The sequence below is a fragment of the Pseudomonas nitroreducens NBRC 12694 genome (genome assembly GCF_002091755.1).
GTDB lineage: Bacteria > Pseudomonadota > Gammaproteobacteria > Pseudomonadales > Pseudomonadaceae > Pseudomonas > Pseudomonas nitroreducens.
The window spans coordinates 496,287-515,737 of record NZ_BDAI01000005.1; the positions used below are offsets into that span (position 1 = coordinate 496,287).

17 protein-coding genes and 1 pseudogene are annotated in these 19,451 nt (G+C 65.5%); 4 read left to right on the forward strand and 14 right to left on the reverse strand.

The features are described 5' to 3' along the window. Positions 1 to 219: 219 nt before the first annotated feature. The 4 genes from mdoH to pip all read right to left on the reverse strand — a co-directional run bounded on the left by mdoH (position 220) and on the right by pip (position 5,961). Entirely contained in the window at positions 220 to 2,793 is a 2,574-nt protein-coding gene (mdoH, locus tag PNI01S_RS17080; protein ID WP_038803333.1) for a glucans biosynthesis glucosyltransferase MdoH, read from the reverse strand. Further along, entirely contained in the window at positions 2,786 to 4,354 is a 1,569-nt protein-coding gene (locus tag PNI01S_RS17085) for a glucan biosynthesis protein G (RefSeq protein ID WP_038803332.1), read from the reverse strand. Before PNI01S_RS17085 ends, mdoH begins: the two co-directional genes overlap by 8 nt. 201 nt (positions 4,355 to 4,555) lie before the next feature. Then, entirely contained in the window at positions 4,556 to 4,993 is a 438-nt protein-coding gene (dtd, locus tag PNI01S_RS17090) for a D-aminoacyl-tRNA deacylase (RefSeq protein ID WP_024764182.1), read from the reverse strand. Continuing rightward, the gene (gene pip / locus PNI01S_RS17095; RefSeq protein WP_024764183.1) at positions 4,990 to 5,961 is read right to left on the reverse strand and encodes a prolyl aminopeptidase; all 972 of its coding nucleotides are present in this window, start codon (positions 5,959 to 5,961) and stop codon (positions 4,990 to 4,992) included. The genes dtd and pip overlap by 4 nt, the downstream gene beginning before the upstream one ends. A 179-nt stretch (positions 5,962 to 6,140) precedes the next feature. Here pip and PNI01S_RS17100 point away from each other — a divergent pair, with 179 nt between their 5' ends. Both PNI01S_RS17100 and PNI01S_RS17105 read left to right on the forward strand, forming a co-directional pair. Further along, entirely contained in the window at positions 6,141 to 6,569 is a 429-nt protein-coding gene (locus tag PNI01S_RS17100; protein ID WP_065327945.1) for a hypothetical protein, read from the forward strand. Continuing rightward, on the forward strand, positions 6,566 to 7,042 hold the full coding sequence (locus PNI01S_RS17105) for an NUDIX domain-containing protein (RefSeq protein WP_065327946.1): 477 nt from the start codon (positions 6,566 to 6,568) through the stop codon (positions 7,040 to 7,042). The genes PNI01S_RS17100 and PNI01S_RS17105 overlap by 4 nt, the downstream gene beginning before the upstream one ends. A gap of 2 nt (positions 7,043 to 7,044) precedes the next feature. Here PNI01S_RS17105 and PNI01S_RS17110 read toward each other — a convergent pair whose 3' ends face one another. The 3 genes from PNI01S_RS17110 to PNI01S_RS17120 are packed head-to-tail and all read right to left on the reverse strand — an operon-like array spanning position 7,045 to position 9,603. Then, positions 7,045 to 7,944: a transporter substrate-binding domain-containing protein gene (locus tag PNI01S_RS17110; protein ID WP_065327947.1), complete on the reverse strand. Its 900-nt coding sequence runs from the start codon at positions 7,942 to 7,944 to the stop codon at positions 7,045 to 7,047. Positions 7,945 to 7,983: 39 nt separating this feature from the next. Continuing rightward, positions 7,984 to 8,334 carry a RidA family protein gene (locus PNI01S_RS17115; protein WP_024764186.1) on the reverse strand — a complete coding sequence of 117 codons (351 nt, stop codon included), beginning with the start codon at positions 8,332 to 8,334 and terminating at the stop codon, positions 7,984 to 7,986. A gap of 24 nt (positions 8,335 to 8,358) precedes the next feature. Beyond that, positions 8,359 to 9,603 (reverse strand): D-amino acid dehydrogenase, encoded by a 1,245-nt coding sequence (locus PNI01S_RS17120; protein ID WP_065327948.1) that lies wholly within the window; start codon positions 9,601 to 9,603, stop codon positions 8,359 to 8,361. A 63-nt stretch (positions 9,604 to 9,666) separates the two neighbouring features. On the opposite strand from PNI01S_RS17120, the pseudogene PNI01S_RS17125 reads away from it, so the two are divergent. Together PNI01S_RS17125 and PNI01S_RS17130 are read left to right on the forward strand one after the other, a co-directional pair. Next, positions 9,667 to 10,648 (forward strand): annotated as a pseudogene (locus PNI01S_RS17125) (LysR family transcriptional regulator). Positions 10,649 to 10,763: 115 nt separating this feature from the next. Then, positions 10,764 to 12,161 carry a hypothetical protein gene (locus PNI01S_RS17130; protein ID WP_065327950.1) on the forward strand — a complete coding sequence of 466 codons (1,398 nt, stop codon included), beginning with the start codon at positions 10,764 to 10,766 and terminating at the stop codon, positions 12,159 to 12,161. Between the two features lie 116 nt (positions 12,162 to 12,277). On the opposite strand, the gene hutG is transcribed toward PNI01S_RS17130, so the two are convergent. The 7 genes from hutG to PNI01S_RS17165 form a co-directional block, all read right to left on the reverse strand. Continuing rightward, on the reverse strand, positions 12,278 to 13,081 hold the full coding sequence (gene hutG, locus PNI01S_RS17135; protein WP_065327951.1) for an N-formylglutamate deformylase: 804 nt from the start codon (positions 13,079 to 13,081) through the stop codon (positions 12,278 to 12,280). A gap of 217 nt (positions 13,082 to 13,298) precedes the next feature. After that, positions 13,299 to 14,495 (reverse strand): imidazolonepropionase, encoded by a 1,197-nt coding sequence (gene hutI / locus PNI01S_RS17140; RefSeq protein WP_084358671.1) that lies wholly within the window; start codon positions 14,493 to 14,495, stop codon positions 13,299 to 13,301. Further along, positions 14,492 to 16,024, reverse strand: coding sequence for a histidine ammonia-lyase (hutH, locus tag PNI01S_RS17145; protein ID WP_084358672.1), 1,533 nt, complete (start codon positions 16,022 to 16,024; stop codon positions 14,492 to 14,494). Before hutH ends, hutI begins: the two co-directional genes overlap by 4 nt. Before the next feature lie 49 nt (positions 16,025 to 16,073). Next, positions 16,074 to 16,889: a quaternary amine ABC transporter ATP-binding protein gene (locus PNI01S_RS17150; protein ID WP_024764190.1), complete on the reverse strand. Its 816-nt coding sequence runs from the start codon at positions 16,887 to 16,889 to the stop codon at positions 16,074 to 16,076. Beyond that, positions 16,886 to 17,740: an ABC transporter permease gene (locus PNI01S_RS17155; protein WP_038803328.1), complete on the reverse strand. Its 855-nt coding sequence runs from the start codon at positions 17,738 to 17,740 to the stop codon at positions 16,886 to 16,888. The genes PNI01S_RS17150 and PNI01S_RS17155 overlap by 4 nt, the downstream gene beginning before the upstream one ends. A 62-nt stretch (positions 17,741 to 17,802) precedes the next feature. Beyond that, positions 17,803 to 18,711, reverse strand: coding sequence for an ABC transporter substrate-binding protein (locus PNI01S_RS17160; protein ID WP_413247473.1), 909 nt, complete (start codon positions 18,709 to 18,711; stop codon positions 17,803 to 17,805). Positions 18,712 to 18,853: 142 nt separating this feature from the next. After that, a partial coding sequence (locus tag PNI01S_RS17165; RefSeq protein WP_174602960.1) for a cytosine permease occupies positions 18,854 to 19,451 on the reverse strand: 598 nt, incomplete at its 5' end.

Consider the following 19,451-nt stretch of genomic DNA (forward strand, 5'->3'; position numbering starts at 1 on the left):
CCATACTCCCAAGCAAGTGAAAGAACTTGTTGTTTTTCCCAGCGATCGAACCGGGCGCGCAAGAGCAAGCCTTGCGCGGAAGGGTGCGAAGCGTACCCCATGCGCCGGATATCTCAATCTTTTCTGGATAGCTGGCGAAGGTTACCAGCAGCGGTGCGCGGGGAAAACAGCGGAAACCGGCAGGTCGCCCCGTCCCGAACGAGACGGGGCGACCTGCGGTCAGGATTGCGCGGCGGGCAGCGCCAAGACGCCCTGTTCCGCAACCGGGGCCAAGGGGACGGCGGGAGCATGGGCATCGGCCTTCAGCGATTGCCGCCAGGGACCGATCCACTGTTCCCTGTCCCCCTGCCAGAGCGCCAGGTGCAGGCGCGACAGCGCCACCGGATCGCTCAGCAGCGCCAGCCGGCGGTTGCCGTCGAGCTGCTCGGGACCGGCTTCCAGCGCCTTCTCGACCAGCGCGGCGCGGGTCGATTCGATGGCGGCGGACTGGCCGTGGCGGGCAGTACCCATGGCACAGGCCAGGGCGTTCAGCACCGGGTCCACGGCAGAGCGGACGAAGCCGTCCTTCAGCGCCTGCCAGCGGTTCTGGTAGGTATACTCGTCGGTAGCGCGCAGCTCGCGCGGGGTGTCGTATTCCTCGGGGATGAGGAACAGCTTCTCGTCGCGCGAGGCCAGGCCCAGCTTGACCCGGCTGCTGATCACCGAGACCGGGATCGACAGCATCAGCGCGCCGACGATGGGCGACAGCCACCACAGGAACCGCGGGTTCAGCCACGCCACCAGCAGCGCCCAGCACAGGCCCAGCAGGGTCTGCAGGCCATGGCGACGAATCGCCTCGCTCCACGGGGTGTCGTCGTCGTCACGCTGCGGCGACTTCCACTGGGCTTCCCAGCCGAGGAAGGCGGCCAGCACGAAGCGGGTGTGGAAGAGCATGCGCACCGGCGCGAGCAGCACGGAGAAGAGCATTTCCAGCAGCATGCTCAGGGTCACCTTGATTACGCCGCCGTAGCCCTTGGCGCCCTTGGCCCAGATCAGCATGACGCTGAGCAGCTTGGGCAGGAACAGCAGGGTCAGGGTGGTGGAGAACAGGGCGATGGCCTTCTCCGGGTGCCACTGCGGCCAGATCGGGAACAGCTGGCGCGGCTCGAGGAAGTACTGCGGCTCCATCAACTGGTGCACCGCCAGCAGCGCGGTGGACAGTACCAGGAAGAAGAACCACAGGGGCGCCGACAGGTAGGACATCACGCCGGTGAGGAACACCGCGCGATGCACCGGATGCATGCCCTTGACCAGGAACAGGCGGAAGTTCATCAGGTTGCCGTGGCACCAGCGGCGGTCGCGCTTGAGCTCATCCAGCAGGTTGGGCGGCAACTCCTCGTAGCTGCCTTCCAGATCGTAGGCGATCCACACGCCCCAGCCGGCGCGGCGCATCAGCGCGGCTTCGACGAAGTCGTGGGAGAGGATCGCGCCGGCGAAGGAGCCCTTGCCCGGCAGCGGCGCCAGGGCGCAGTGCTCGATGAAGGGTTTCACTCGGATGATCGCGTTGTGGCCCCAGTAGTGGGATTCGCCCAGCTGCCAGAAGTGCAGGCCGGCGGTGAACAGCGGGCCGTACACGCGGGTGGCGAACTGCTGCATGCGCGCATAGAGCGTGTCCATGCCCGACGCCTTGGGCGCGGTCTGGATAATGCCGGCCTCGGGGTTGGCCTCCATCAGCCGCACCAGCTTGGTCAGGCAGTCGCCGCTCATCACGCTGTCGGCGTCCATGACGACCATGTACTTGTACTGGCCACCCCAGCGACGGCAGAAGTCGTCGATGTTGCCGCTCTTGCGCTTCACCCGGCGCCGGCGGCGACGGTAGAAGATACGACCGAAGCCCAGGGCTTCCTTGCACAGCTCGATCCAGGCCTTTTCTTCCGCCATGGCGATGTCGGGCTGATTGGTGTCGCTGAGCACGAAGAAGTCGAAGCGATCCAGCTCGCCGCTGGCCGCCACCGATTCATAGGTCGCCCGCAAGCCGGCGAAGACGCGCGGGACGTCTTCGTTGCAGATCGGCATGACGATGGCGGTGCGGGCGTCGGCGGCAATCGGCTCGCTACCCGCGCTGCTGCCGGAGATGCGGTAGCGGTCACGGCCGGTGAGCAGTTCCCAGAAGCCCATCAGGGCGGTCCAGAACCCGGCAGAAACCCAGCAGAAGAGGATGGCGAAGAGGGTCAGCACGCCGAACTGGATGGCGTAGGGCAGCACCTGCTCCAGGGTCTGCAGCCAGGTCTGGCGGTTGATCTCTTCCAGGTCGACGAAGGCCCAGCCCTGGTAGGGCAGGATGCCTTTCATGTAGTAGGTGGCGACGGTGGTCTGGCCGAGCATGAGCAGGACCAGGATGAACCGGCGCAGCGAACCGACTCGTTGCCAGCGCGCCTTGGGCAGGTCGCGGGCGGGCTTGGCCGGATTGCTGCGCCCGGTCAGGCGGCGCCAGCCGCGCATGATCGGGTTGGTGCGCCAGGGTTCGGGAATCACCTTGGTGCGCTGGATCGGCGGCGCGGCCTTGAGGTAGGTGCGGCCGTTGTCGTCCATGCCCAGCATCTGGGCATCGTCCAGGTCCTGCCCATAGCCGTGGCGCAGACGCGCGCCGACCGAAGCCAGCGCAGCGTCCTCGCCCTGGATATCGCCAGCGAGCTGCTGATGCAGCTCGCTGAAGGAACCGGCCTGGGCCAGCTGCTCACGCTCCTGCGCCGAAAGGGGCAGGTGCGCGAGGTAGTCGGCCACCGGCGCGGTGGTAGCGGTGGAGTTATTCATCGGCAGGCAGCTGGTAGCTCCAGGTTTCGGAAATGGTCTGGCCGCCGTTTACCAGCGCCGCACGCATTTCCGTCGGCTTTTTCGGGTCCTTGACCTTGATCCGCAGGGTCAGACGCCAGCCTTTGGTCACCGCGTTGTAGCGCAGGGCGTTTTCCTTCACCTCGGCATTGTCGTCGGTGCTCACCTGGGTGCTCACCGGAGCATCGCCGGCCAGCGCCTTCAGGGTCGGGCCGACAAAGTCGACGACCAGGGCGACGCTGCCATCAGGCTGGCGAATCAGGTTCTTCTGCTTCACGTCGCCGACCGAGCGCAGGGTCTGCATGACCCAGGCGTTCTTCGCGTCGTGCAGCGCGTCCTCATCCTTGGTCCAGCGCATGCGGTAGGCGAAGTCCAGCGGCTCGCCGGCTTCCGGGCGCTTCTCCGGATTCCAGAAGGCGACGATGTTGTCGTTGGTCTCATCCGGGGTCGGGATTTCCACCAGCTCGATGGTGCCCTTGCCCCAGTCGCCCTGCGGCTCGACCCAGGCGGACGGACGCAGGTCGTAGCGGTCGTCGAGGTCTTCGTAGCGGGAGAACTCGCGGCCGCGCTGCAGCAGGCCGAATCCTTTCGGGTTCTCGACGCTGTAGGCGCTGACGGACAGGTGTTTGGGGTTGTTCAGCGGACGCCAGATCCACTCGTCGTTGCCGGCGTGGATCTGCAGACCGGTGGAGTCATGCAGTTCCGGGCGGAAGTTGTGCTCGGCGGACGGCTGGTTGGAGCCGAACAGGAACATGCTGGTCAGGGGCGCCAGGCCCAGCTTGCTCACCTTGTCGCGCAAATACACGCGGGCCTTCACATCGACCACGGTGTCGTTGCCCGGACGAATGGTGAAGCGGTAAGCGCCGGTCGCGCGGGGCGAATCCAGCAGCGCGAAGATCACCAGGTGCTTGTCCTTGGGCTTGGGCTTCTCGATCCAGAACTCGCGGAAGCGCGGGAATTCCTCACCCGATGGCAGCGCGGTATCCAGCGCCAGGCCACGGGCGGAGAGGCCCCACCACTGGTCCTTGCCGATGATGCGGAAGTAGCTCGCCCCCAGGAAGGTGGCGATCTCGTCCTGCTTGTCCGGCGAGTTGATCGGGTACAGCAGGCGGAAGCCGGCGTAACCCAGATCCTTGGTCGCATTGGCGTCGAACTTCAGCGAACCGAAGTCGAAACGGGAGGGATCGTACTTGATCTCCTTGACGTCGGTCGCCGTGACTTCGTTGATCTTCACCGGGGTGTCGAAGTGCATGCCCTGGTGATAGAAGCTGATCTTGAAGGGGGTCTTCTCGTCGGCCCAGTAGGCCTTCTCGTTACGGAAGCGAATCTGCTGGTAATCGGCGAACTTCATTTCGCTGAATTCCGATGGCAGGTTGCTCGTCGGTGCGCTGTACTTCTCAGCAGCCAGCGCCTTGGCCTGTTCGCCAACGTCGTCGAGATTGAAGGCCCAGGCATGGGTAGCGCTCAACGCCAACAGGGCGGAGCCGACCAGTCCGCGAAGGATGTGGCGCGAAAGCGGTTGTTGAACGGAACGGAAAATCACGAGTCCCCCTCGTCCGTGAACACAAAACGATTAAAGCCAGCAAAGGCGATGCCAAATTGCCGGCGATTGAATTCCGACCCCGGTGAGCCTGAATGATTCCCCGCTTTTTTCCACGGGTACTTCCGGCTCCCGGAGGCGCATTGTTCTAGATGCATAAGCCCTAACCATCATCCCACGGCGATATGACAAGCTGCCGCGCGTTCAAGCCTCCAGTAGAAAGGTCACCGGCCCGTCATTGACCAGGTGGACCTGCATGTTGGCGCCAAAACGGCCAGTGGCGACCAGCGGATGACGCTCTCGCGCCTGTTCCACGAGTAGATCGAACAACGCGGCGCCCCTTGCAGGAGGCGCCGCGCTGGAAAAGCTCGGTCGCAGGCCCTTGCGGGTGTCTGCGGCCAGGGTGAACTGCGAAACCAGCAGCAGGCCGCCGCCGACATCGCTCAATGAAAGGTTCATTTTACCTTCATCGTCGCCAAACACTCGATAGTTAAGCAGCTTGTGCAGCAAACGGTTGACCGAGTCTTCGTCGTCCTGGGGTTCGACCCCTACCAGAGCCAGCAGCCCATGGTCGATAGCGCCGACGATTTCGCCGTCAACCTCGACGCGGGCGCCTCGCACCCGCTGGATCAAACCCTTCATTCAGCCTCCGGCGGCAGGTTCAGCAGGCGGCGGCCGATTTCATTGGTGGCGCGGATCAGCGCATCGGTGATGCCCGGCTCGCCGGCCACGTGGCCGGCGTCGCGGACGATCTGCAACTCGCTGTTGGGCCAGGCCTTGTGCAGCGCCCAGGCATTGTCGAGCGGGCAGACCACGTCGTAGCGGCCGTGAACGATCACCCCCGGCAGGTGGGCGATCTTGTGCATGTCGCGCAGCAGCTGGTCCGGCTCGAGGAAGCCGTCGTTGACGAAATAGTGGTTCTCGATGCGGGCGATGGACAGCGAGCGGTGCGGGTCGGCGAAGCGATCCACCACCGCCGGGTTCGGCCGCAGCGTGGCGGTCCGGCCTTCCCAGGTGGACCAGGCGCGCGCGGCGTGCATCTGGGCGATCTGGTCGGGGCCGGTCAGGCGGCGATGGAAGGCGTGCAGCAGGTCGTCGTGCTCGTCGGCGGGAATCGGCGCCAGGTAGTCTTCCCAGTAATCCGGGAACAGGCGGCTTGCGCCCTCCTGGTAGAACCAGCGGATTTCCTGCGGACGGCAGAGGAAGATGCCGCGTACGATCAGCGCCAGCACGCGCTCGGGATGGGTCTGGGCGTAGGCCAGCGAAAGGGTGGAGCCCCAGGAACCGCCGAACAGCACCCACTTGTCGATGCCCAGGTGCTCGCGGATGCGCTCGATGTCCTGCACCAGATGCCAGGTGGTGTTGTTCTCCAGGCTGGCGTAAGGCGTGGAGCGGCCGCAGCCGCGCTGGTCGAAGGTGACGATGCGGTAGATATTGGGGTCGAAGAAGCGCCGCGACATGGCATCGCAACCGGAGCCCGGGCCACCATGGATGAACAGAACCGGCAGTCCGTCGGGCGTACCGCTCTCGTCCACATAGAGGACGTGCGGCTCATCGACGGCCAGTTCATGGCGGGCGTAAGGCTTGATTTCCGGATACAAAGTTTGCATGGCTCGCTCCTGGATCAGTGCGTACGGTCGCTCCCGGACCAGTAACCATCCTAGGGCCTGTCGCCACCTTATAGAAAGTCGCGTTGCCGCAGCGCGACTTCCATCGAAAGTCTTCGGCCCCCACGGTGTCGGGCATGATACTCGGGCCAGCGAAAAACCCATAAGGGAGTTAGTGAGCCATGCCACGGAAGTTGTTTCTTTCTCTTTTCCTGCTGATGCTCGCCTTGGCCGGCTGTGATCGCGACGACCCGCGCGCACAGCTGGACGCCGCCGTGAAGCAGTTGCAGGACAACCTCGAAGCCAAGAATAGCGGGGCCGTGATCGATCAGCTGGCTGGCGACTTCCGCGCCAATGGCGAGTTCGATCGCGACTGGGCCAGGCGCACCATGACGCTGATGTTCCTGCGGCACCAGCAGGTCAAGGTGATCCTGCTCAGCAGCGAGAGCAGGATCGACCCGACCTACGCCAACCGCGGCCATACCGACGCGCAGGTCGCCCTCACCGGCGCCGAGAACCTCCTCCCTGATAGCGCCGGGCATTACTCGGTCAGGCTGGAGTGGTGGCGCGAAGGATCGGAATGGAAACTGGCGAGGCTCGACTGGCAATGACTTCCCCCTTGCAACACCGCATTCGCGCCGCCGGGCTGCTGGTCAGCAACGACGAAATCCTGCTGGTGCGTCATGCAGTCGCCGGCGACGAATACTGGATTCCACCGGGCGGTGGCTTCGAGTCGGACAAGGACGAGTGCACCCGCGACACCGTGCGCCGCGAGTGCCGGGAGGAAACCGGGCTGGCGGTGGAGGTCGGCCCGCTGGTCTACGTGCGCGAGTTCGCCGAGCCGCTGGCCGGGCGCTTCCACATGGAGCTGTTCTACCGCGTGGATGCCTGGGACGGCCGGGTCAACCTGGACAACCTGCGCGGCCTGGGTGGCGACGAGTTCGATATCCGCGAAGTCGCCTGGGTGCCGCGCCGCGAGCTGCCGCGCCTGCCCTCCTACTACCCCGCCGAATTGCTCGACGATGTCTGGGAGCGCCTGGCCGAGGCGCAACCGCTGATCCGCCACCTCGGCCTGCAGCGCTAGGATTACTGCACCGGTTCGCTGGTGGGCTTGGCAATGATCGCCTGCAGCTCGGCGGTCATGGGGAATTCCAGGTTGAGGTTCTTCGGCGGGATCGGCTGCTCGAACCAGCGCTGGTAGATGCCCTTGATCTCGCCGGAGGAATACAGCTCGGCCAGCGTCTGGTTGACCAGGGCGAGGAACTGCGGATCGTCGCGGCGCACCATGCAGGCGTAGATTTCTCGCGATTGCGGCTCGCCCACCACCACCCACTGGTGCGGGTCGCGGGCCTTGGCCTTCTCGCCGTAGAGCAGCGCATCATCCATGTAGAAGGCCACCGCGCGACCCGACTGCAGCATGAGGAAGGCTTCGCCGTGGTCCTTGGCGCTGACCACGTTCATGCCCAGCTTGTGCTCGGCGTTATAGGCCTTCAGGTAGCGCTCGTTGGTGGTGCCGGCGGTGGTCACCACGTTCTTGCCCTTGAGGTCGGCGAAGCCCTGGATGCCGCTGTCCTTGGCGGTCAGCAACTGGCCTTTCACATAGATGAAGCCGTAGGAGAAGGCGACCTGCTTCATGCGCTCGGCGGTGACACCGGTGGAACCGCACTCCAGGTCCACCGTGCCGTTCTGCACCAGCGGAATGCGCGTCTGCGAGGTCACCAGGTTGTACTTCACCTTGAGATCGGGCTTGCCGAGCTTCTGCCGGATGCGCTCGACCACCTTGCCGGCCAGGTCCACCGAGTAACCCATGGGCTGCCCGCTGTTATCGCCCAGGTAGGAGAACGGTACCGAGGCGTCGCGATAACCCAGGGTTATCGTGCCGCGCTCGGCGACTTTCTTCAGCGTGCCGTCCAGTGCCTCGTTGGCCTGCGCCAGCGCGCAGACCAGGCTGGACGCCGCCAGCATTCCCAGTGCAAGTCGTTTCATGGGTGCGATCCTTCTTGTTGTTGTGAGTCGGGTTAGGGGTCAGGGCCGCGCGGCAATCACGGTGATTTCCACCAGCACCTGCGGCCGCGCCAGCAGCGCCTGCACCGTGGTGCGGGTCGGTGCGCAGCCTTCCGGCAGCCAGCCGGACCAGATGCCGTTCATGGCCTCGAAATCGGCGGCGATGTCCTTGAGGTAGATGGTCGCGCTGAGGATGTCCGCCTTCCCGGTGCCGGCTTCGGCCAGCAGCGCGTCGATCTTCGCCAGCACTTCGCGGGTCTGGCCCTGGATGTCGGTGGCCTGCCCAGGTACCTGCCCGGACAGGAACACCAGCGAGCCGAAGACCATAGCGCCGGAAAGGCGATCGTTGGTGGCGATGCGTGTGAGTTGCATGGTGTGTCTCCCCATTCGAAGAAATCAGCCGGCCAGCCGCGCGGGCGTCAGGCCGGTCGTGTCGATATCCGGGTGACGCCCGGCGATCTGTGCGGCGATCAGTTGCGCACTGCCACAGGCGAGGGTGAAGCCCAGCGCGCCGTGGCCGAGATTCAGCCAGAGGCCACGCGGCCCGCAGGCCCCCACCAGCGGCACGCCGGTGGGCGTGGCCGGACGCATGCCGGCCCATTCGATGGCGGCGCTGTAGTCACAGGCGTCCGGCAGCGTATCCGCCGCCTGCTGCCGGATCAGCGCCAGTCGCCTGGGTTCCAGGCGCGGGTCGAAGCCGACGATATCGACCATGGCAGCGATGCGCAGACGTTCGCCGAGGCGTGCATAGACCACCTTGCGGTCGTAGTCGGTGAGGCTCACCTCCAGCGCGTGGTCCTCGGCGCGGATTGGCGCGGTCAGGCTGTAGCCCTTCAGCGGATAGAGCGGCAGGCGCGGTCTACCCGGCAGCAGCGCCGCGCTGCGGTAGCCGGCGGCGAGGACCACGTGATCGGCCTCGAAGGTCTCGCCGCCCGCCTCCACACCGATCACGACGCCATTGCGAATCATCAGCCGGGAAGCCGGGCGGGCATACACCAGCCGGCAACGTCCCGATGCCTGAAGTCGCTCGGCGAGCCGCTGGCAGAACAGGAAGCAATCGGCGACCTCCTCGTCCGGCGTATGGATGCCACCGACGAAGGGCGCACTCGCCAGCGCCGGGTCCAGCCCGCGGCACTGCTGCGCCGAGAGCACGAATTGCGCTGAAGGATCGGATAGGGTCTGCCGCGCACTGCGGAAGCTGCCTTCATCGCGGAAGGCCACCAGCTTGCCGTTGCGCCGCCAGTCGAAGCCGTCCAGCCCATCCTCCCGCCACTGCGCCAGCGTGCTCTGGCTGAACAGCGCGAGGCGCAGTAAATGTTTCGCATTGGCCTGGTTCACCGAGCGCCGACAGGCCGCCGTGAATTCCATCAGCCAGCGCCACTGCGCCGGATCCAGACGCGGGCGCAGGCGCAGCGGCGAGTCGCCGCGCAGCAGCCAGCCCAGTGCCTGCTGCGGTACGCCGGCATCGGCCAGGGGCGCCACGTAGCGGTAGGACAGCTGGCCGCCGTTGGCGAAACTGGTTTCCAGCCCGCCCGCATCCCGTGCTTCCAGCACAGTGACGTCGAAGCTCTCCTGGACCAGCGCCTGCGCCGTAGCCAGCCCGACCACGCCCGCGCCGATGATGCAAATCCGCTGTGCCATTGCCGTCTCACTGTCCATCCATTCCAGGCTCCGACCTTAGGACCGGATGACAGGCGGCGAACAATGAATAAACATGGGCAACCCATAAACCAGGGTTATACCTTGGCGAATCCGCTGACGGAGGCAAGCCATGCGCCTGCGCCATATCGAAGTGTTCCAGGCCATCCGCGAAACCGGCTCGGTCAGCGGCGCCGCGCAATTGCTGCACGTCTCCCAGCCGGCAGTGACCAAGGTGCTGCAGCACGCCGAGCAGCAGTTGGGCTTCCCGCTATTCCTGCGCGTGCGCGGCAAACTGCAGGCGACCCCCGAGGCGCTGGAGCTGGAGCGCGAAGTCGCCAAGGTCACGGAAAGCCTGCAGGGCGTGCGCCGCCTGGCGCAGAGCCTGCGCGGCCAGCCGGAGAACCGCCTGCGCGTGGGCGCCACGCCGGCCCTGGCGCTGTCGCTGCTGCCGCCGGTGATCCGCGAATGGACCGACCGCTACCCGCAAAGCAGTTGCGAACTGGCCACCCAGCATTCCCGCGAACTGATCCAGAACCTGCTGATGCGCGAGCTCGACCTCGCCCTCACCCTGCAGCAGACCGACCACCCCGGCCTGCGCTCGCAGGTCATCGCCAGCGGCCCGCTGGTAGCCCTGGCACCACGCGCGCACTGGCCGGAAGACCGTTTGGGCAAGGCGCTGACGCTGGACGAACTGGCCGGCGAGCCGATGATCGGGCTGTCCACCTCCGACCCGCTGTCGGCGCGGCTGGAAAGCTACCTGGCGAACGTCGAACCACCGCCGCGCGTGCGCATTTCAGTACAGACCTATGCACTGGCGCGCACGCTGGTGGAGGCAGGAACAGGATTGGCGCTGGTCGACCCCTTCACGGCACTGGGCGCGGACGAAAGACTCACCGCACTGCGCCCGCTGTCACCTCCGGTGAAGGTCACGCTCTACGCCCTGACCCGAGCCGACGAGACCCCGCCGCACACCCAGGCCCTGCTGCTGGAGATGCTGGTGCGACATGCCGAGATGCAGTTGGCCGATCTCCAGACCGAGGATTGAAGCAAGGTCCGCGAAGTCTGCTGCGCCTGATTGCTACGCGTCATTGTCAAACGAGGGGAAATACCCGAATCTTCCGCGCCCCGAAGGGATTGGTTTTGATCTGAAAGGACTCGTCATGACATTGCTTCGCCCACTTCTCCTTGCTCCGTTTCTGCTCTCGCTTGGCGCCTGCGCCACGCAAACCGCCACCGGAAAGAATCCCACGCAAGCCCTCGACAAGCTGGTGACCAATACCGCCAGCGCCGGCAACGTTGTGGAAAACAGCGTCCTGCGCGCCGGCAACGAAGCCGCCCTCGCCCTGCGCCTTCCACGCGGCCTGCTGCAGCTTCAGGTAAGTTGCTCGGCTGAGAGCGCCAACTGGTTATATGTCGACACTCCCGGTCGCATGTACGCTGTGGGCCAGTCGCAATATCGCGAACCCATCCCGCTGACGAGTGACACCGCCAGAACACTGCGTAGCTTGCCGCAGGTGGTTCAGGCCTGCGCTCAGAACCCGGACTGGCGCAAACTGGCGAACTTCGAAAGCGGCAACGACGGACATGTCCTGCTGGACATCGCCAGCCTGGAACCACAGCCCGACGGGAGCCTGAAGCTCTGGGCTGCATTCGACTACCCGTCGCTGGCCTACGATGCGCCCTACCAAGCGCCTTACGGCAGCAAGGTCGAGCAACTGCAAGTCAATTGCGGCCGTAACACTTACACCTGGCTGACTGGCTACGACCTGGATCCGCGCCAGCGAGTCACGGATGGCCGCATCGAGGCCTCCCCCAGCGCGCGCACCTTCAGCTCCGCCTCAGCCGACTACCTCGCCATCCTGCAAGCTGCCTGCAAGCCGCACGAACAACTGTCCGCGCTGGCGCGGGCGGAGAATCGCGACAAGCCCGCCCCTGATCTGGAAAACCAACCTGCGCTGGATGCCGGAGTCGCTCGCTACGTGACCTCCCTGGGCTTCGATGCGCCTCGAAAATCTCTGTCCTACCTACGCACCGAAGGCACCTCGACCTTCAAGGGAGAAACCAAGCCATTGATTGAGGAGTTCTGGTTCCAGCCGGGCGATACTCCCGGCCTGCTGCACATCAAGCGGCAGGGCACGGGCTACGTCTCGCAGGACACCAGTTTCATGGGCATGCTGGAGCTCAGCAGCGTGACCCACTACAGCAAGGCGCAGGGCACCTGTGAGGTAGAAAAGCTGGAATTGGAAGGCAACTGGAAACAGATGCCTGTGGGTGAAAAGCTCAGCTACCGGCTCACTCGAAAAGAGAACTTCAGCATCATCGGCCAGACCCGAGACACCCAGGAAACGCGCTGCGAGGTGATCCGCGAGTTGTCCGCAGCCGAGCTGAATCCCCAACTATCCGGCAGCGCCAAAGAGATTCATTGCTCGGTAGTCGACGACAAATACAAGCGCATCGATACCCGATACTTCCTGGAAGACTACGGCCTGGTATTCCGCCAGGGCGATAGCCGAAATGAATTCTATTACTCCGATTCGCGCATCGTTCGCTTTCGCTGAAGCAGTTTCGGGAAGAAAAGACAGCCCCCTGTCACACCGGGGAAGCGCCGCCGGGATGCGTGGTCCAGCGGCGCCGCGCCGACAAGCCCCGGCGCGGCAGGAGGCTGTGTAAAAACTTACCGGCCGTAGTGCTCGCGGCCCCAGGCGATGAAGGTTTCCAGCATGCGCCGGAGTACCTGGGCGGTCGGTGCGGCGAGGTCTTCGCGGTAGCCGAAGGGTGCGTGCTCATCCATGTAGTTGCACTGCGCGAGTTCCAGCTGCACCGCATGCACGTTGTCCTGCGGCTGGCCGTAGTGGCGGGTGATGTGGCCGCCCTTGAAGCGGCCGTTGAGGATGTGGCGATAGGCCGGCGCGTCGGCGCACACCGCCACCAGTCGCTCGGCCAGTTGCGCGTCGCAGCTGGCGCCGCTGTTGGTGCCGATGTTGAAGTCCGGCAACTTGCCGTCGAACAGGTGCGGGATGACCGAGGCGATCGAGTGGGCATCCCACAGCAGCGCGTAGCCGAATTCTGCCTTCAGCCGTGCGAGTTCGCCGGCCAGGGTCTGGTGATACGGCGTCCAGACTTCCTTGAGGTAACGCGCACGCTCTTCCGCGGAAGGCGCCTGCCCTTCCTTGAACAGCGGGCGGCCGTCGAACAGGGTGTCCGGGTAGAGGCCGGTGGTGGCCGTGCTGTACAGCGGCTTGTCGTCGGCCGGGCGATTGAGGTCGATGACATAGCGCGAGTAGCCGGCGGCCAGGGTGCTGGCACCCAGTTCTTCGGCGAAGGCGTAAAGCTGCGGGATGTGCCAGTCGGTGTCGGCCAGTTCGCGGGCTTCGTCGACCAGACCGGCTTCCACGGCCGGGGTCAGGCGCAGGCCGGGGTGCGGCATGCTGATGAGCAGTGGCACGCGGCCACGTTTGAATTCGAGAACGTTATTCATGGGTAGTTATCTCCACACCCAGCGAGATGAGTTCATTTTCGTGCTGAAAGTCTGTGCCAATGCTTCCCCCTCACCCCAGCCCTCTCCCAGGGGGAGAGGGGGCCGTCCGTACCGGCCCTACAGCAAAGCGTCATCCTGCACCGAACAGTCCCCTCTCCCGCTTGAGGAGCGGGGCGCGCAGCCAGGGTTAGGGTGAGGGGCTTTTGAACTTGCGGTTTCACAACTCTTCGCCGTGACGAATGATGCGCTTGGGCAGGTCGCCACCGAGCCAGTAGGCCAGTTCGGCGGGGCGCTGGATGTCCCAGGCGATGAAATCGGAGACCTTGCCCGCTTCCAGGCTGCCGTGGCTGTCGGCCATGCCCAGCGCCCGCGCGGCGTTGAGGGTGACACCGGCCAGCGCTTCCTCCGGGGTCAGGCGGAAAGCGGTGCAGGCCATGTTCAGCATCAGGCGCAGCGACAGCGCTGGCGAGGTGCCGGGGTTGAGGTCGCTGGCGATGGCGATGTTCACGCCGTGCTTGCGCAGGGCGTCCATCGGCGGCAGCTGGGTTTCGCGCAGGACGAAGAAGGCGCCCGGCAGCAGCACGGCAACGGTGCCCGATTCGGCCATGGCCATGGCGTCGCTCTCGTCCATGAATTCCAGGTGGTCGGCGGATAGCGCGCCGTAACGCGCCGCAAGACTGGAACCATGCAGCGAGGACAATTGCTCGGCGTGCAGTTTGACCGGCAGGCCCAGGCGCCGGGCGGCCTGGAACACCCGTTCGACTTGCGCCGGAGAGAACGCCAGGTGCTCGCAGAAGGCATCCACCGCGTCCACCAGCCCCTCTTCGGCCAGCGCCGGGAGAATGTGGGTGCAGACCTGATCGATGTACTCGTCGGCGCGCCCAGCGTATTCCGGCGGCAGCGCATGGGCGGACAGGCAAGTGGTGCGTACCGTCACCGGCAACTCCTGCTCCAGACGGCGGGCCACGCGCAGCATGCGCCGTTCGCTGTCCAGATCCAGGCCGTAGCCGGACTTCACTTCCAGCACGGTCACGCCGTCGGCCAACAGTGGGCGGGCACGCTTGATGGCGCTGGCCAGCAGTTCGTCCTCGCTGGCCTCGCGGGTGGCGCGCACGGTGCTGGCGATGCCGCCGCCGGCCGCCGCGATGTCCGCGTAGCTGACGCCGTTCAGGCGCTGCTCGAACTCGCCGCTGCGGTCACCGCCGAACACCAGGTGGGTGTGGCAGTCGATGAAGCCGGGCGTGACCCAGGCGCCGCCCAGGTCGGTGCTCTGTACCGGGCGCTCGGGCAGCTCGGCACGCGGACCGATCCAGCTGATGCGTTCACCCTCGGTGATGATCGCGGCGTCTTCGATGATGGCGTAGCGGCCATCTTTCATGGTTGCCGCGTGGCAGTGGTGCCAGAGGTGTTTCATTGCAGTCTCCCGATGCTCGCGCCGACGCTTTCCAGTGCTGCCGGGTCGGCCAGCAGTGCGGTGGCACGGTCGATGTCCGGCGCCAGCCAGCGGTCGCTGTCATAGGCCGGCACCTGTTCGCGCAGCACGCTCCAGGCACAGTCGGTGCCGGCGCCGAAACGCTGCGGCTTGAGGAATTCAAAGGCCTGGGCAGCCAGCAGGTATTCGATGGCGAAGATGCGCCGGGTGTTGTCGATGGCGCGGCCGAGCTTGAGCGCGGCGCTGGTGCCCAGGCTCAGGTGGTCTTCCTGCAGGCCGGAGGTGACGAAGTTGTCCACCACCGCCGGCTGCGCCAGCTGGCGGTTCTCGCCGGCCAGGGAGGCGGCGACGTATTGCACGATCATCATCCCCGAGTTGACGCCCGGCTGGCTGACCAGGAAAGCCGGCAGGCCGCTGACCAGCGGGTTGATCAGACGGTCCAGGCGGCGTTCGGATACCCCACCCAATTCAGCCACGGCAATCGCCAGCAGGTCGGCGGCCATGGCCACGGATTCGCCGTGGGGGTTGGCCTGGGACACCACGCGGTAATCGTCCGGCGTACCCAGCACCAGCGGGTTGTCGGTGGCGGAGTTGAGTTCGGTCTCGATCTGCTTCGCCGCGTGCTCCAACTGATCACGGCAGGCGCCGTGGATTTGCGGCATGGAGCGGATGCTCAGGGCGTCCTGGGTGCGGATGCCCTTGCTGGCGGCGATGACTTCGCTGCCTTCGAGCAGCGCGCGCAGGTTGGCACCGACCTTCTGCATGCCCGGATGCGGCTTGAGCGCGATGATCTCGGCGTCGAAGGCGTCGATCTGCCCGCGCAGGGCTTCGAAGCTCATGGCGCCGATCACGTCGGCCCATTGCGTCAGGCGCGTTGCGTCGTCGACGGCGAGGCAGCTCAGGCCGGTCATGCAGGGCGTGCCGTTGACCAGGCAGAGCCCGTCCTTGGCGCCCAGCTGCACCGGCTCCAGACCTTCGGCGGCCAGGGCCTGGAAGGCCGGGACGACTTCACCGCGATAGCTCACGTCACCAATGCCCAGCAGCGCCACGCCGACGTGGGCCATGTGGGTCAGGTAACCGACCGAACCCTGCGACGGCACGCGCGGGGTGATGCCATGGTTGAGCAGCGCGACCAGCGCTTCCACCACGCGGCGGTGCAGGCCGGATTTGCCGTGGCTGTAGTTGGTGATGGCCGCGCAAATAATCGCGCGGGTCTGCTCATCCTTCAGCGGTTCGCCGACACCGCAGGCATGGCTGAGCAATGTGTTGCGCGACAGCTGCGCCAGTTGCTCGCCCTGCAGCACCACGTTGCACAGCGCGCCCAGCCCGGTACTGATGCCATAGGCCCGTTCCCCCCGGCTGACGATGCGCTCGACGATGCCGTGGGCGTTGTCGATGCGCGCCCAGGCGGCCGCCGACAGTTGCAGCCGCGCGCCGTGGCGCGCCACCGCGACCAGATCCTGCCAGCGCACTGGGCCGTTGCCGATGGTGATGGGGGAAGCGGACGACATGCGGAACTCCTGTAGGCGGGGAAGCCCCCTTCCCCGCCGGTGAATGACGTTAGATAGCAGCGACACGGCGCTGGACGAAGCGGTCGACGTATTCGTCGGCAGGCTTGTGCAGGATGTCGCTGGGCGCACCGACCTGGATCAGCTGGCCGTCCTTGAGGATGGCGATGCGGTTGCCGATGCGCACCGCTTCGTCGAGGTCGTGGGTGATGAAGACGATGGTCTTGTGCAGGGTTTTCTGCAGCTCCAGCAACTGGTCCTGCATGTCCGCGCGGATCAGCGGGTCGAGGGCGCTGAAGGCTTCGTCCATGAGGATGATGTCGGTGTCCGCCGCCAGGGCGCGGGCCAGGCCGACGCGCTGGCGCATGCCGCCGGAGAGCTGGTGCGGGTAGGACTTTTCATAGCCCTTCAGGCCCACGGTGTTGATCCAGTGCAGCGCGCGTTCCTGGCACAATGCCTTGCTCTCGCCACGGATCTTCAGGCCGTAGGCGACGTTGTCGAGCACGCTCTTGTGCGGCAGCAGACCGAAGCTCTGGAACACCATGCTGATCTTGCGCCGGCGGAAGTTTTCCAGCGCGGCAGCGTCGTAGCCGAGCACGTCCTCACCGTCGACCAGGATCTGCCCGCTGGTGGGGTCGATCAGACGGTTGAAGTGGCGCACCAGGGTCGACTTGCCGGAACCGGAGAGGCCCATGATGACGAAGATTTCCCCGGCCTCGATGGACAGCGACAGGTCGTTCACCCCGACCACGCAGTCGGTGGCGGCGAGGACTTCGGCCTTGCTCTTGCCCTGGCGGATCATCGCCAGGGCCGCATCGGCCTTGGCGCCGAAGATCTTGTAGACGTTCTTGACCTGGATCTTGCTCATTTGCTGGCCTCATGGTGGCGCGAGCGGCCGTAAGCCTGGGTGATGCGGTCGATGACCACGGCGAGGATGACAATGGCGAGACCCGCCTCCAGGCCCTTGCCGACGTTGAGGGTCTGGATGCCCACCAGCACGTCCTCGCCCAGACCACGGGCGCCAATCATCGAGGCGATGACCACCATCGACAGGGCCATCATGGTGGTCTGGTTGATGCCGGCCATGATGCTCGGCAGCGCCAGCGGCAGCTGCACGCCGAACAGTTGCTGGCGGCGGTTGGCGCCGAAGGCGGTGATGGCCTCCATCACTTCGCGGTCGACCTGGCGGATGCCCAGGTCGGTGAGGCGGATCAGCGGCGGCGCGGCGTAGATCACCGTGGCGAAGATCGCCGGCACCTTGCCCAGGCCGAACAGCATCAGCACCGGGATCAGGTACACGAAGCTGGGCATGGTCTGCATGATGTCCAGCAGCGGCAGCAGGATCGCCCGGAAGCGGTCGCTGCGTGCGGCGAGGATACCCAGCGGGATGCCGATCAGCACCGAGATGATCGTGGCGACCATCATCAGCGCCAGGGTCTGCATCAGCTTGTCCCACAGGCCCACGGCGCCCACCAGGAACAGCAGCCCGACGATCACCACGGTCGGCAGGATGCGCCGGGTGGCGTGCCAGGCGATGCCGGCGACGATGGCCAGCATCAGCCACCAGGGCGTCGCGCGCAGCACGCTCTCCAGGTTGACGATGGCCCACAGCAGGGTGTCGGAGATGTGGCGGAACACGTCGCCGTAATTGGTAACCAGGGCATCGACCCAACCGTTGACCCAGTCGGCGATGGAGAAGGTGAAGCGTTCGGGAAACATGGCACGTACTCGTCAGGAGTGGGCATCACCGGGGAAGCAGCGCCTCCCCGGATTCGGCGGCGTCAGAGCGCGGCCTGGACCTTCTTCGCAGCGTCCTCGCTGACCCAGGTGGTCCACACTTCCGGGTGTTCCTTGAGGAAGGCCTTGGCCAGTTGCTCGGAGGTGAGTTTCTCCTTGGCCATCTTCGCCAGGTTCTGGTTCAGCAGGTCGATGGGCAGGTTGACCTTTTCCAGCACGGCGACCAGTTCCGGGGCCTGGTCGTGGAAGGCCCTGGACAGGCCGACCTGGATCTTCACGTCCTTGTTTACGCCCGGCTCATCCAGCTTCACCAGGTCGGCCTGGCCCATCAGCGGCGTCGGCGACCAGTAGTAGAAGAGAATAGGCTCCTTGCGCTTGTAGCTCGACAATACGGCGGCATCCAGGGCCGGGCCGGTGCCGGGGCGGAAGTTGGTGAACTTGTCCTCGAGGCCGTACTTCTTCAGCATCTCGGAGTTTTCCAGCTCGCAGGTCCAGCCGGCCGGGCAGTTGTAGAAGCGGCCCTTGCCCGGCTCTTCCGGGTCGCGGAAGACCTCGGCGTACTGCGCCAGGTCAGTGACGGCCTTGAGATTCGGCGCCTTGGCTTCGATGTTGCGCGCCTTGTCGCCCTCGATCACGAAGCGCGGTACGTACCAGCCCTCGGTGGCGCCGACGATGGGCGCGCCCACGCCGACCACCTTGTTCGCGGCGGCGGCCTTGTTCCAGGCGTCGCTGCGGCCAATCCATTCCTCGCTGAAAATCTGGATGTCGTTGTTCGCCAGCGCCTGCTCCATGGTGATGGAGTTGCCCGGCAGGCTGTCGGTTTCGCAGCCGTAGCCGTTTTTCAGGATGATCTGCATGAGGTCGGTGAGCAGCATGCCGCTCTCCCAGTTCAGCCCTGCGAATTTCACCGGCTTGCCACTCTCGCACCAGCCGGCGGCCTGGGCCGAAGTCATGGTGCCGCCCAGCAGACCGGCGGACAGGAACAGGCCCAGCAGCGTCTTCTTGGTGTTGTTCATCTGATGCTCCTAAACGTGAATGAGGTTGGGCAGTGCAAGGGCCGCGCAGGCTTGTGGCCGCGCGGCCGGGCCGGTCTGTTCAGGTGCGGGCCGGCAGGATCAGCCGGTCCGGTACTGCCCGCGTGACGCGGCGGGCGACCAGGTAATAGAGAACGGCCGGAACCACGAGGCCGATGATCCAGGAGATATCCACGCCACCCAGGGCGTCCACCATCGGGCCGGTGTAGAACTTGGTGGAAATGAACGGCAACTGCACCAGCACGCCGATCACATAGACGCTGATGCCGGGGATGTTCCAGCGGCCGTAGCGGCCATCGGGGTCGGCCAGCGCCGGCACGTCGTAGTGCTCGCGGGTGATGCAGTAGTAGTCCACCAGGTTGACCGCGCTCCACGGGGTGAAGAAGGCCAGCAGGAAGAGGATGAAGGACTTGAACGCGCCAAGGAACGAATGCTGGCCGAGCAACGCGATCAGGGTCGCGGCGCCGACGATCAGCAGGACGAACACCAGGCGCTGCACACGGCTCACTTCCAGGTGGCCACGGAAGCCGCTGATCACGGTGGCGATGCACATGAAGCTGCCGTAGGAGTTCAGCGTCGAGATGGTGATCTTGCCGAAGGCGATGCTGAAGTACAGCAGCGCAGCAACGGCGCCACTGCCGCTCAGGCCGACGATATAG

What these genes read in the sequence shown, in the direction of transcription:
- PNI01S_RS17160 (WP_413247473.1), bottom strand. Translation starts at nt 18,711, where the DNA reads ATGACTTCGGCCCAGGCCGCCGGCTGGTGCGAGAGTGGCAAGCCGGTG.
- hutH (WP_084358672.1), bottom strand. Translation starts at nt 16,024, where the DNA reads ATGTCGTCCGCTTCCCCCATCACCATCGGCAACGGCCCAGTGCGCTGG.
- mdoH (WP_038803333.1), bottom strand. Translation starts at nt 2,793, where the DNA reads ATGAATAACTCCACCGCTACCACCGCGCCGGTGGCCGACTACCTCGCG.
- dtd (WP_024764182.1), bottom strand. Translation starts at nt 4,993, where the DNA reads ATGAAGGGTTTGATCCAGCGGGTGCGAGGCGCCCGCGTCGAGGTTGAC.
- PNI01S_RS17150 (WP_024764190.1), bottom strand. Translation starts at nt 16,889, where the DNA reads ATGAGCAAGATCCAGGTCAAGAACGTCTACAAGATCTTCGGCGCCAAG.
- PNI01S_RS17100 (WP_065327945.1), top strand. Translation starts at nt 6,141, where the DNA reads ATGCCACGGAAGTTGTTTCTTTCTCTTTTCCTGCTGATGCTCGCCTTG.
- hutG (WP_065327951.1), bottom strand. Translation starts at nt 13,081, where the DNA reads ATGAATAACGTTCTCGAATTCAAACGTGGCCGCGTGCCACTGCTCATC.
- hutI (WP_084358671.1), bottom strand. Translation starts at nt 14,495, where the DNA reads ATGAAACACCTCTGGCACCACTGCCACGCGGCAACCATGAAAGATGGC.
- PNI01S_RS17110 (WP_065327947.1), bottom strand. Translation starts at nt 7,944, where the DNA reads ATGAAACGACTTGCACTGGGAATGCTGGCGGCGTCCAGCCTGGTCTGC.
- PNI01S_RS17115 (WP_024764186.1), bottom strand. Translation starts at nt 8,334, where the DNA reads ATGCAACTCACACGCATCGCCACCAACGATCGCCTTTCCGGCGCTATG.
- PNI01S_RS17105 (WP_065327946.1), top strand. Translation starts at nt 6,566, where the DNA reads ATGACTTCCCCCTTGCAACACCGCATTCGCGCCGCCGGGCTGCTGGTC.
- PNI01S_RS17155 (WP_038803328.1), bottom strand. Translation starts at nt 17,740, where the DNA reads ATGTTTCCCGAACGCTTCACCTTCTCCATCGCCGACTGGGTCAACGGT.
- pip (WP_024764183.1), bottom strand. Translation starts at nt 5,961, where the DNA reads ATGCAAACTTTGTATCCGGAAATCAAGCCTTACGCCCGCCATGAACTG.
- PNI01S_RS17120 (WP_065327948.1), bottom strand. Translation starts at nt 9,603, where the DNA reads ATGGCACAGCGGATTTGCATCATCGGCGCGGGCGTGGTCGGGCTGGCT.
- PNI01S_RS17130 (WP_065327950.1), top strand. Translation starts at nt 10,764, where the DNA reads ATGACATTGCTTCGCCCACTTCTCCTTGCTCCGTTTCTGCTCTCGCTT.